The sequence below is a fragment of the Rhizobium sp. 01T444 genome, assembly GCF_056398305.1.
This window is the reverse complement of record NZ_JBFTPD010000003.1, coordinates 1-11,431: the sequence shown is the minus strand read 5'-3', so window position 1 is coordinate 11,431 and position 11,431 is coordinate 1. Positions and strand designations below refer to the sequence as shown.

Sequence of the window (11,431 nt, the reverse complement as noted above, 5' to 3'; positions counted from 1 at the left end):
GCCTCACGCGACCTGCAGCCGGGGCCGTATTTCCACCGAGCCCTGTTCGGAGACGGGAACGCGCGTGGCCCATTCGAGCGCCGTATCGAGATCGGGCACGTCGATCACGTAGAAACCGCCGAGCGATTCCTTACCTTCTGGGTAGGGTCCATCCTGTACATCATGGTTCTCGCCCTTGCGACGCACGATCGTGCCTGTCTCAGGCGGGGTCAGGCCGGCACCAGCGGTCAAGATCCCGGCTTGCACCAGTGCCTTGGTATAGGCCGTCCAGCCGTCGCGGTAGGCAGGGTCGCTGCGGCGGACGAAGTCTTCTGCGGATTCACGGATGATAAGTGCGTATTGCATCGGAAACTCCTGATCCTCTAGGGGCGTTTGACCGGGCAGACAGCATCTAAAGCCGAATTCGCCCATGCTGCAATGCTCCGGTGGCGCGGCCTCAAGCCGTTCCGAAACAATGAGGTCTCAGTCGTCCTCATTTCGACATTGCGGTCGAAAAAAATCGATCAGATGGAAATGCGTGCGAAAAATACGCTGAGCGGAAAGTGCTGGAGGCGACTAATGCCGCCTCCGCTTCCAGTCAGGCTTCCGCCTTTGTCTGATCCACTACCTCAGCGCCAGGCGAATTCTTCTTGATGGATTCGATGGCGTTCATTGCGGATGCCTTCGCCTTGTAGCCTTCGGACGAGAACATGGTCTCGCCGTTCGACGCCTTGAAGCGGAAGCGGAATTCACCGGCCTTATCCTTGTAAACTTCAAATCTGTACATGGATCCCTCCTGGTAAGCTGAAATCATGCATCAGCCTTCCGAAAGCTAGCCCAGAATTGCGAGCTTTTCCACTACCTTAATTAGAATTCAATTGCATGATGTCCAATTGCCGCCGGTTGGATCGGGCGCGGGAGAAGGGGCTAACGGCACGCTGGTGCTCATTCCATCTGGATATGGGCGCCGTCCACGACCGGTTTCCATTTCGCAAGCTCGGCCTTCACGTGGGCGCCGAGTTCTTCCGGCGTGGAGCCGACGATCGTTGCGCTGAATTCCTTCATCCGCTCGGCAACGGCCGGATCGGTCAGCGCCTTCTTGGCGGAGGCGTTGAGGCGGGTGATCACATCGGCCGGCGTATTGGCCGGTGCAAAGAGCGCATTCCACGTATAGGTCTCGTATCCCGGGATACCGGATTCCGCGATGGTCGGAATATCAGGGAAGGATGACGCGCGTTCGGCGGTCGTTACGGCGAGTGCCCGCAGCGTGCCGGCCTTGATGTGGCTAGACGACGAGGGCAGGTTGTCGAACATGATCGGCACCTGATTGCCGATGACGTCGTTCAGTGCCGGTCCAGCGCCCTTGTAGGGAATATGCTGCATATTCACGCCCGCCATGCTTTTAAAAAGTTCGCCGGAAAGATGCAGCGGCGTGCCGTTGCCGGATGAGGCGTAACTGTATTTGTCCGGATCGGCCTTCAGCAGCGCGATCAATTCCTGCACGTTCTTTGCGGGCAGTTCCGGATTGACGACCAGCACATTCGGAACGACCACGAGCAACGAGATCGGCGCGAAATCCTTCTCGGCATCATAAGGCGTCGATTTCAGGATCAGCGGATTGAGCGCGTGGGTGGCGACAGTGCCCATCAGGATCGTATAGCCGTCCGGCGCAGCACGCGCGACGTTGTCAGCGCCGAGATTGCCGCCGGCTCCCGCAACATTCTGCACGATGACCTGCTGGCCGAGATCTTCGGACATTTTCTGCGCGACGATACGTGCGACGACATCGGTCGAGCCTCCGGCCGCGAAAGGCACGATCATGGTTATGGATCGGTCAGGAAAGCTCTGAGCCGATGCGGCCGTGCCTGTGGCGGCTGCGAGCAGGCCAAGGCCGAGCGCCAGGCTCATGCGACGGGTAATATCAGAAAGCGCCATTCGAATCTCCTCCCACAGATTTCAACAGCAAGGGCCCTACCTCGGGCATAGGGAGGTTAGGGCAGGTTGCCGCAAAGGCAACCGCGTCCGGGGAGCTATGCGATCAGACTTTAGTCGCGATGACGTATGAGGCAGCTATTTGGCGGCTGCCAGCACATCCTCGTTGGCTGCATCGAATTGCAGGCTGGCGAGCTTTGCATAGATGCCGCCGTGCCGGATCAGGCTCTGATGTGTGCCTTCCTCGACGACACGGCCCTGATCCATGACGAGAATGCGGTCGGCCTTGAGAACAGTGGCGAGACGGTGGGCGATGACAATCGTAGTGCGGCCATGCATAAGCCCGTCAAGCGCCCTCTGCACAAGCGTTTCGCTCTCAGCGTCAAGGGCCGAGGTCGCTTCGTCCAGAAGCAGGATAGGTGTGTTCTTCAGGATCGCGCGGGCGATGGCGATGCGCTGGCGCTGGCCACCGGACAGCGTGATGCCGCGTTCGCCGACCTGTGTATCGTAGCCTTTGTCCAGCCGATTAATGAACTCATCGGCCTGGGCCGCGATCGCAGCGGTGCGTACCTGCTCGCGCGTGGCGCCTTGAACACCGAAAGCGATGTTGTCGTGGATCGAGGCGACGAAGATGGTGACATCCTGCGGTACGATAGCAATGCGCTGTCGCAACGCGTCCGGATCTGCCTGGCGGGCGTCGATACCGTCGATCTTCACGCTACCCTGTTGCGGATCGTAGAAGCGCAGCAGCAGCGAGAAGACCGTGCTCTTGCCGGCGCCGGATGCACCGACGATTGCCACCGTTTCTCCTGGCAGCACCGTGAAATCCAGTCCGTGCAGGGCCGATTTGCCTGGACGAGACGGATAGGCGAAGTGCACGCCGTCGAATTCCACGCGGCCCTGGGCAGGCGAGGGCAGTGGCTGCGGATTTGCGGGGGCGGTGATCGGCGAGACTTCGTCGAGAAGCTCAGTCAGGCGGTCAGCTGCACCTGCTGCCTGCGAAAGCTCGCCCCAGACTTCCGAGAGCGCACCGAGCGAGCCGGCTGCGATGACCGCATAGAGCAAAAATTGCCCGAGCGTGCCGGCCGAAAGCGTGCCGGCGAGGACACTATGGGCGCCAAACCAGAGAACGGCGACCACGCTGCCGAAGATCAGGGTAATGGCGATGCCTGTCAGCAGGGCGCGGGAGGAGACGGCGGAACGTGCGGCCTGATAGGCGGATTCGACAGCCGAGCCGTAACGGTCCGCTGCGGCGGTTTCGGCGTTGAAGGCCTGCACGGTGCGGGTTGCAGCGATCGTCTCATTAGCGAAGGCGGAGGCCTCTGCCAGCATATCCTGTGCCGCGCGGGAGCGCTTGCGCACCGATCGTCCGCCGGCGACCAGCGGAAAGACGATGATCGGGATTGCGACGATGACGAGGCTCGAGAGCTTCGGCGAGGTGATGATCATCATACCGAGCGCACCGATACAGAGGATCAGGTTGCGGAGCGCCACGGAAGCCGTGGCGCCGACGGCGGATTTGATTTGCGTGGTGTCGGCCGTCAGCCGCGAGACGATCTCGCCCGACTGGTTGACGTCGAAGAACGAGGGTGAGAGCCGTGTGACATGCGCAAAGACGTCACGGCGCAGATCCGCAACGATGCGTTCGCCGATGGTAATGACGAAATAATAGCGAAGAGCGCTGGCGACGGCGAGCACGATGGCCATGATCATCAGCATGGCAAAGTAGCTGTTGATGAAGGTACCATCGGCCTGGGTGAAGCCGTGGTCGATCATGCGGCGCACGGCAAGCGGTATAGCAAGCGATGTGACGGCGGCGAGCGCCAGCGAAACCAGAGCGCCCGCGACTAGGCCGCGATAACGCGCCACATAAGGTGTCAACCTGCCGAGCGGCCTTAGCGAACGCGACTTCTTTTCCCCAAGCTCTGCCTGCTCTGCCAAATCGTCTCCGATCGCCCTCAAAGACCGCGTATTGCGGCTCCTTGGCCCTTGTTATCCCGGCGCCCTTCATGTATAGGCACCGCATCCTAATGGGAAGCCGTAGCCTTCACGACTGCGGCTTCATTTATTCAATCGGTTCTTTCCCCGCAACTGTCTGCGGCAAATTGAACCCCGGCATCGCAGGAAGATTGTCATGAAGGAAGGCATCCATCCCGACTACCACGTCATCAAGGTAGTCATGACCGATGGCACCGAGTACGAAACCCGCTCGACCTGGGGTTCGGAAGGCGCTGTCATGAACCTCGAAATCGACTCCAAGTCGCACCCGGCCTGGACCGGCGGTAACCAGCAGCTGATGGACCGCGGCGGTCGTGTTTCGAAGTTCAACAAGCGTTTCGGCGGCCTCGGCCTCTAATTCGCTTCCGCTTGGCGGAATATTCAAAAGCCCGGCCTTGTGCCGGGCTTTTTGTTTTCCGGGCCTATACCGGTGAGCAAACAAAAAACCGGCCGCGTTGCCGCGGCCGGCTTCATGAAATTCTATGATGCAAGATCAGTTGTTGCCGAAGGCCGTCTGCAGCAGGGAAAGCTGAGCCTGGACGCTGTTCTGGTTATCAGGAACGATCGCAGCTTCTGTCGGGCGATAGATTTCGCGGTCGAGCAAGGCGATGCGGTTCTGCAGGCGGAGCGAGCGCTCTACGAGATCGCGGAAGGATTCCGGCAGGTCACCCCAGCCCGGAGCGTTGCGGTCGACATTAAAGCCGTCGAGCCGAACCTTATTCTTCTCTGCCAGAACCTGATCGCGGGACATTTCGCCATTGTTGACGGCGCGCTGCAGGAGCAGCCAGGAAGCCATCTGCATGAGACGGGTGGTCAGGCGCATCGATTCAGCCGCGTAAAGGACCGAGGCCATGCGCGGCAGCACCTTAGCGGCTGCGCGGCCCTGGCCGTCGAGGTAGGATGCGGTTTCTTCGACCAGCGACATGCCCTCTGCATACAGCGTCTTGAACTGCGAGGATGCGGCAGCGCGGCCCGCAAAACTGATTGTATTCAATCCAAGTTCCGACATCGAAAGAATCCCTGTTGCACGCATCTACTATCAGGTAACGCCGGTTTCCGCGGAAAAGTTTCCCAGGCCGGTCTTTATGATTTCAAGATGGTATCTTTAGCCTAATTGCGCAAGCCGTTTCTTAAGAAAAGGTTAATCTCCACAGTTTCGTGGAAAGGTCTAAGGCAGCGCAAAAAAGAAGAGCCGCAAAAGCGGCTCTCAAGGTAAAACAGGGAGAAAAATCAGACCAATTCACCGCTTGGAAAACTGTCTGAGGTTCAGAAGGATCTGAACAGCTTGAGTAATATCTTATAAAGCTTAATTTTTTATTAATGTCGTTCCAATTTAAGACTTAACGAAAGTAATTTCGAAGCAATAGTTGCTCGTTCACAGTCTTATGATCGGAAAAGGCTTTYGGCGGCTAATCTGCCGGAAGCCTTCTTGGTCGCCTCGGCTTCGAGCCGCGCGATCTCGGCTTTCAAGAGTTCCACGCGCGCCTTCAGCTCGTCCACCGAAAGCAGGGAGAGATCGGAGCCGATCTCGTGTGCAGTCTTCTTCTGAGGCCTGTCGTCATCCATCAAGCTCATTGTCGCTCCTCCTTTAAACCGTGTCGCGATCTTTCAGATTCGCCTCCACGCTTTAAGTCTCCGTTTCCGGCATGTCGTTATCGCAAAACCGCTGCACAGTTTGCGCAACATGCGTCAGTTCGTCAGCCGAACTTTACAGCAGGATCGCCGGTTTCGGGAGACTTGTTGGAGCCGCGATCGGCAAGCGACATGCTTTGCGGCGTGAGCGTAGGAGATGTTGCTGTCGGGATCGTCGTGTAGGCATCGCGGTCGCTTGCCGGAATGGCTGCGCGAATACGGCTCCTGACGATGGCATAGCCGGTGATCAGAAGATGGGCGAGCGCCGTCACCAGGAAGAGCGCATGCGGGCTGATGATCGACATGACCGGACCGCCGATCGTCGGACCGATGACGGTGCCGATGCCGTAAAGAAGCAGCAGGCCGCCCGAGACCTTTACGAAATCCTCCGATGCGGCAAAGTCGTTCGCATGGGCGACGGCGATCGGATAGAGCGTATTGGCGACGGCGCCGTAGAGGATGACGAGGCCGATCAGGAAGACAGGGGACGAGGGGTGCAGCACGAAGATCAGGAGGCCGGCGAGCGCTGCGATGGCTGACATGGCCGCCAGCACATAACGGCGGTCGATGCGGTCGGAGAGGCGCCCAGCCGGAAGCTGCATGATGGCACCGGCAAAGATGGTGGCACTCATCATCACCGCAATCGAGGTGTCGGAGAGGCCGGCACCCGCGCCGAAGACGGCGCCGAGTGTACCGTAGGCACCGTTGGCGATGCCGACGAGCAGGATGCCAAGGCAGGAGACGGGCGAATTGCGATAGAGCGCAGGCAGATCGAGTTTCACCGCTTTCAGTGGCTGCGGCGAAGCGGCGGTCGAGAGCGTCGTCGGCAGCATGGCGATGCAGTAAAAGATGCCGCAGATCATGAAGAGCACTGGTGTGCGCACGTCTTCCAGCGGGATCATCAACTGGCCGCCCACGACGCCAAGAAGGGTGATGCCGATATAGAGCGAGAAGATCGCACCGCGGCTTTCATTGTTCGCCCGCTCGTTCAGCCAGCTTTCGATGATCATCGAGGTGCCAGCGGTTGAGAAGCCGGTGACAGCGCGCAGGATGACCCACCAGACCGGGTCGATAATGATGCCGCTGACCAGCGCGATGATGGCGATAATGGCAATGAAGCCGGAGAAGGCGCGTACATGGCCGACGCGGCGCACCATCTTCGGGGCGACAAGGCAGCCGATGACGAAGCCCGCCGCCCAGGAGGTGCCGAGCAGGCCCAGTGTGGTCGTTGCATAACCTTCGAGATTTCCGCGTACGGGAAGCAGAATGCCCTGCAGTCCGTTGCCCATGAAAAGGAAGAGCGTGCCAAAGAGCAGCGCAGCGACGGACAGCAGATTTCTTGTCATATCCCCACACTCGGCGTGTTCGCTTTGAAAAAGGACATAAGGCGAGACCTGTATCTGCCCAGTCCATAAGAATGTTGATTGTGTCCCGGAATGCCTTTACGGCGAGTAGATATTCTCTGTTCGCGTGAAAAAATGTCCGTCCTGTGACATTCTGATAGATGGAAAAAATAAAGCCATGACAAAGCTGATAGCTTTGCTACTCATCCTTGCCATGGCAATCCAGATCATCAAGCCGCTCGGCTATCCGGGGCTGCGCCGCCGGATGGATTTCTGGAGAATCGCGCTGATTGCTTTTGCTATCTGGGCGGTGGCGCTGCTGGTGCGCGATTTCCTGGTGCAATAGGACTGGTTCAGTCCCGCAGGATGATCTCGCCTTTCATGACCGGCACGCAGGTTCCCGAGATCGTCACGTCGGTGACTGTGCCGGCCTTCTTGACCACATCAAGTTCGATGATGCTGCGCCGGCCCATTTCCACGCCCTGTTCGATGGTCACGTGCCGGCTGATGTCCGCCTCCGGCAGGAGTGAGACGAGATAGGCGGAAAGGGCTGCCGAAGCGCTGCCGGTCGCCGGATCTTCGATGACGTTGTCCAGCGGCGCGAACATGCGGGCGCGGATCTTCCATGGCGTAGCGGCGGGACGAACGTAGAGAAACAGGGAGAAATCATGGCTGCCGGTTACAGACCTGGCCGCAGCCTGGAAGCCGTTGATATTAGGGCTTGCCGCGGCCAGAGCCTCGAGGCTTTCGAGTTCGGCAACGGCAAATTTCAGGCCGACTGAGACGAAAACCGGGACATGCGTGTCCTTGCGGATCGACGCCGGGTCGATGGAGATGCAGCCGGCAATGACCGCATCGGGTATCGTGTCTTCTACTTCAAGCGGTCGTGGAGCGCGGATCGTCGCTGCGGTGACACGACCTTCGCTGCGCTGCAGAGCGACCTCGACGAGGCCGGCCTTCTCCTCGAGCCGCAACGTATCGCCGATGGGGCGGCCGAAGATTTCGCTCTGCTGGCCGAGTACATAGGCAGTGCCGACATTGGGATGACCGGCAAAGGGTATCTCCATCGTCGGCGTGAAGATGCGCACCCTTGCCGTGTTTTGAGGGTTTTCCGGAGGAAGCACGAAGGTGACTTCTGAATAGCCGAATTCGGCGGCGATCTTCTGCATTGCCGCGTCGCTGATGCCCCCGGCGTCGCTCATGACCGCGAGCGGATTGCCCTCGAAGCGGGTGGAGGTGAAGACGTCGACGGTGATGTAGGGCAGGCTGTTCATGGCGGCTCCAATGGTTAAGGCGCCATGATTAGCGAGGCCAGCGATTGCGGCGAAGGATTATCTTGTCGCCATGACAAATCGCCTTCGCGACGGGCAAGCGCAAATAAAACGGGCGGCGAAGATGTTCGCCGTCCGTCTCATTTTCTCAAATATCAAAAGGCTCATGCAGCCTTTTCGAGTTCGGCCTTCCAGTTGCCCTTGGCGGCGAGACTGTTCATTTCGGCGCGATGAGAGAATTCGCGCTGGCCGGCGGCGACGTTTTCCTGCTTGCCGTTCCAGGCCTTGAGCGCGCTGTCCTGCAGGGCGCGGCCGTAGGAGAAGGTGACAAACCAGGGCAGCTCATAACCGGAGTTGATTGCGGAGAGATGGGCGGTGGCCTCTTCCGTGGTCTGGCCGCCGGAGAGGAAGGCAATGCCCGGAACCGATGACGGGACCGTGCGCTTCAGGACTTGGACGGTACGCTCCGCAACTTCGGCGACGGAGGCCTTGCGGGCATTCTTGCCGTCGATGACCATGTTCGGCTTCAGGATCATGCCCTCGAGGCTGACACGGGCGTCGGCCAGTTCCTCGAACACGATGCGCAGCGTGGCCTCAGTCACTTCGGCGCAGCGGTCGATATTGTGGTCGCCCGGCTTGCCGTCCATTAGGCATTCCGGCTCGACAATCGGTACGATCTTGGCTTCCTGGCAAAGCGCCGCATAGCGAGCCAGCGCCTGGGCGTTGGCGCGGACGGACCCGCGGCTCGGCAGGGTCTGGGAGATGGCGATGACGCCACGCCACTTGGCGAAGCGGGCGCCGGCCTCATAATATTTGGCGAGGCGGTCTGCGAGGCCGTCGAGGCCTTCGGTGACGGTTTCACCCGGGTATTTTGCCATCGGCTTGGCGCCGATATCGACCTTAATGCCTGGAATGCTATCGACGGTCCTGATGATGTCGACGAAGGGCGTGCCGTCGGCCGCCTTCTGGAAAAGGGTTTCCTCATAGAGAATGACGCCGGAGATGTACTTCTTCATCGCTTCGTCGGAGCGGAAGAGCATCTCGCGATAATCGCGCCGGCTGGTTTCCGTCGATTCAAGATTGATCGCGTCGAAACGCTTCTTGATGGTAGCGGTCGATTCATCGGCTGCAAGCAGGCCCCGGCCACCAGCAACCATCTTAACTGCAATGTCTTCCAGTCGTTCGCTCATCTCGTTCTCTCCACAATGAAACCCGGTAGAATTTGATAATATAGAACCCGGATAACAGAAGTTTATAGGGAGAAAAAAGGGAGTGCTAAGTCATTGAAACGATTGAAATGATTTCAATCGTTTGAAAGTTCGGGAATTTTTTCTCTTCTTGGGCAAAAGACCGCGGAAGCGTTTGCTCCGCGGTCTATCCTGCTGGAATATCTGCCGAATCGGCTTATCGGTTAGCGGAGAGAACGGCCACACCCGGCAACTCCTTGCCTTCCATCCATTCAAGGAAGGCGCCGCCTGCGGTCGAAACATAGCTAAACTCTTCGGCAACGCCGGCATGGTTCAGCGCCGAGACCGTATCACCACCGCCTGCGACTGACGTGAGCTTGCCGGCTTTGGTGCGCTCGGCGGCATATTTCGCGGCGGCGACGGTCGCTGCGTCGAAGGGCTCGATTTCAAAGGCGCCGAGCGGACCGTTCCAGACGAGTGTAGTGGCGCGTTCGATCCAAGCCTTGACGGCATCGACCGACTTCGGGCCGACATCGAGGACCATGGCATCATCAGGAATGGCTTCGATGGAGACGATCTCATTGGCGGCACCTGCCTTGAACTCACGGGCGACGACACCGTCTTCCGGCAGAACGATGGCGCAGCCGGCAGTGGCGGCTTCGATCATGATCTGCTTGGCGGTATCGGCGAGATCATGCTCGCAAAGCGACTTGCCGACATCGGTGCCGCGGGCGGCGATGAAGGTGTTGGCCATGCCGCCGCCGATGACGAGCGCGTCGACCTTCTTCACGAGATTCATCAAAAGGTCGATCTTGGAGGAGACCTTGGCACCGCCGACGATTGCGACGACCGGACGGACCGGGTTGCCGAGGCCCTTTTCCAGTGCCTCAAGTTCGGCCTGCATGGTGCGCCCCGCATAAGCCGGTAAATGATGGGCAAGACCTTCGGTGGAGGAGTGGGCGCGGTGCGCGGCCGAGAAGGCGTCGTTCACATAGATATCGCCGTTTGCGGCGAGCGCCTTGGTGAAATCAGGATCGTTCTTTTCCTCGCCCTTGTGGAAGCGGGTGTTTTCAAGGAGCAGGATATCGCCATTGTTCATCTTCGCGACGGCGGAAGCGGCTGCCTCGCCGATGCAGTCGGATGCTGTCAACACGGCATGGTCAAGCACCTGCTCGACGGAGGGGGCAACCAGCGAAAGCGAGAATTCTGCCGAGGGGCCATCCTTCGGGCGGCCGAAATGGGCGAGCAGGATGACCTTGGCGCCCTTTTTCGACAGTTCAAGGATCGTCGGCGCGACGCGCTCGATGCGGGTCGTGTCCGTAACCTTGCCATCCTTGACCGGGACGTTGAGGTCGACGCGGACGAGAACGCGCTTGCCGGCGATATCGTTGAGGTCGTCGAGGGTCTTGAAAGCTGCCATGGGAGGATCCGTTCGTGGTTGGCGTAAATTGCGCCGACCATAGCAAGGATCGGGGGAGACGCAAGGCAGTCGGCGGCCGTTTTAGCGCGGGCTTTCGTCACGTCCGGCAGCGCTTTCCGCAGCCGTTGCCTCATGCTTTTTGCGGCCCTTCATACGCTCGCGGGTGCGCTGGATAATCTCGTGCAGATTGATGAAGATCGGCAGCGTAATGGCAGGCTCCACTGCCTCCAACGACATGCCGACGGAGGTGATGTGATCCTGGTCGTCGAGATCACGGACGATGAGGATGAGTGAGCCGAGACGGACGCGATCGGCATAGTCCGCCTTGCCGCCGAGGCGCTGTTTCATCAGTTCGGCGATCGTCAGACCCTTCTCGGATTCATTGAGAAGGCCTGGACCATAGGCAGCATCGAGATCGGCGGCGGGACGGGCCGGCGACAGCGCGAAGGCGCCGAAGAATTCCGCGTCGTCCTCATCAACAGGTGCGCGGCTGGCGAAGAGCCGGTCGAGCAGGCGCGAATAGCTGGGTGCGATGAAAAGGTAGACGAGATCGTTTTCCCTGAGGCGGCCGGCATATTGATAACGCATCGACTTGCCGTCTCGGATCACGAGCGAGGGTGCTGCCCAGCGCGGGATGCGCTCGCCGCGAAGAACCGGGCTGTCCTTGAC

12 protein-coding genes and 1 pseudogene are annotated in these 11,431 nt (G+C 59.5%); 2 read left to right on the top strand and 11 right to left on the bottom strand.

The genetic code is table 11. The features are described from left to right. Positions 1–3: 3 nt before the first annotated feature. The 4 genes from AC1DTN_RS05620 to AC1DTN_RS05605 all read right to left on the bottom strand — a co-directional run bounded on the left by AC1DTN_RS05620 (position 4) and on the right by AC1DTN_RS05605 (position 3,852). Positions 4–345: a YciI family protein gene (locus tag AC1DTN_RS05620; protein WP_113320878.1), complete on the bottom strand. Its 342-nt coding sequence runs from the start codon at positions 343–345 to the stop codon at positions 4–6. 232 nt (positions 346–577) lie between these two features. Next, positions 578–766 carry a YegP family protein gene (locus AC1DTN_RS05615; protein ID WP_113320877.1) on the bottom strand — a complete coding sequence of 63 codons (189 nt, stop codon included), beginning with the start codon at positions 764–766 and terminating at the stop codon, positions 578–580. 158 nt (positions 767–924) lie between these two features. After that, positions 925–1,914 carry a Bug family tripartite tricarboxylate transporter substrate binding protein gene (locus AC1DTN_RS05610; RefSeq protein ID WP_113320876.1) on the bottom strand — a complete coding sequence of 330 codons (990 nt, stop codon included), beginning with the start codon at positions 1,912–1,914 and terminating at the stop codon, positions 925–927. 135 nt (positions 1,915–2,049) lie between these two features. Then, positions 2,050–3,852, bottom strand: coding sequence for an ABC transporter transmembrane domain-containing protein (locus tag AC1DTN_RS05605; protein ID WP_113320875.1), 1,803 nt, complete (start codon positions 3,850–3,852; stop codon positions 2,050–2,052). 193 nt (positions 3,853–4,045) lie between these two features. Here AC1DTN_RS05605 and rpmE point away from each other — a divergent pair, with 193 nt between their 5' ends. Further along, positions 4,046–4,267 (top strand): 50S ribosomal protein L31, encoded by a 222-nt coding sequence (rpmE, locus tag AC1DTN_RS05600; RefSeq protein ID WP_007826526.1) that lies wholly within the window; start codon positions 4,046–4,048, stop codon positions 4,265–4,267. Positions 4,268–4,402: 135 nt separating this feature from the next. Here the strand turns inward: rpmE and rcdA are convergent, their stop codons facing one another. The 3 genes from rcdA to AC1DTN_RS05585 form a co-directional block, all read right to left on the bottom strand. Beyond that, complete coding sequence (gene rcdA / locus AC1DTN_RS05595; protein ID WP_037103737.1) at positions 4,403–4,918, bottom strand: protease adaptor protein RcdA; 516 nt, start codon at positions 4,916–4,918, stop codon at positions 4,403–4,405. A gap of 374 nt (positions 4,919–5,292) precedes the next feature. Beyond that, complete coding sequence (locus AC1DTN_RS05590; protein ID WP_477920079.1) at positions 5,293–5,484, bottom strand: DUF1192 domain-containing protein; 192 nt, start codon at positions 5,482–5,484, stop codon at positions 5,293–5,295. A gap of 122 nt (positions 5,485–5,606) precedes the next feature. After that, positions 5,607–6,887 carry an MFS transporter gene (locus AC1DTN_RS05585; RefSeq protein ID WP_113320874.1) on the bottom strand — a complete coding sequence of 427 codons (1,281 nt, stop codon included), beginning with the start codon at positions 6,885–6,887 and terminating at the stop codon, positions 5,607–5,609. A gap of 175 nt (positions 6,888–7,062) precedes the next feature. Between AC1DTN_RS05585 and AC1DTN_RS05580 the strand changes: the two genes are divergently transcribed. Then, positions 7,063–7,230: a hypothetical protein gene (locus tag AC1DTN_RS05580; RefSeq protein WP_439016506.1), complete on the top strand. Its 168-nt coding sequence runs from the start codon at positions 7,063–7,065 to the stop codon at positions 7,228–7,230. A 7-nt stretch (positions 7,231–7,237) separates the two neighbouring features. Here AC1DTN_RS05580 and AC1DTN_RS05575 read toward each other — a convergent pair whose 3' ends face one another. From AC1DTN_RS05575 to AC1DTN_RS05560, 4 genes and pseudogenes are all read right to left on the bottom strand, one after another. After that, the gene (locus AC1DTN_RS05575; protein ID WP_113320873.1) at positions 7,238–8,158 is read right to left on the bottom strand and encodes a PhzF family phenazine biosynthesis protein; all 921 of its coding nucleotides are present in this window, start codon (positions 8,156–8,158) and stop codon (positions 7,238–7,240) included. A 161-nt stretch (positions 8,159–8,319) separates the two neighbouring features. Further along, the gene (locus tag AC1DTN_RS05570) at positions 8,320–9,345 is read right to left on the bottom strand and encodes a class I fructose-bisphosphate aldolase (protein ID WP_113320872.1); all 1,026 of its coding nucleotides are present in this window, start codon (positions 9,343–9,345) and stop codon (positions 8,320–8,322) included. A gap of 214 nt (positions 9,346–9,559) precedes the next feature. Then, positions 9,560–10,762: a phosphoglycerate kinase gene (locus tag AC1DTN_RS05565; RefSeq protein WP_037103765.1), complete on the bottom strand. Its 1,203-nt coding sequence runs from the start codon at positions 10,760–10,762 to the stop codon at positions 9,560–9,562. 81 nt (positions 10,763–10,843) lie between these two features. Next, a pseudogene (locus AC1DTN_RS05560) lies at positions 10,844–11,431 on the bottom strand (potassium/proton antiporter); the annotation flags it as partial.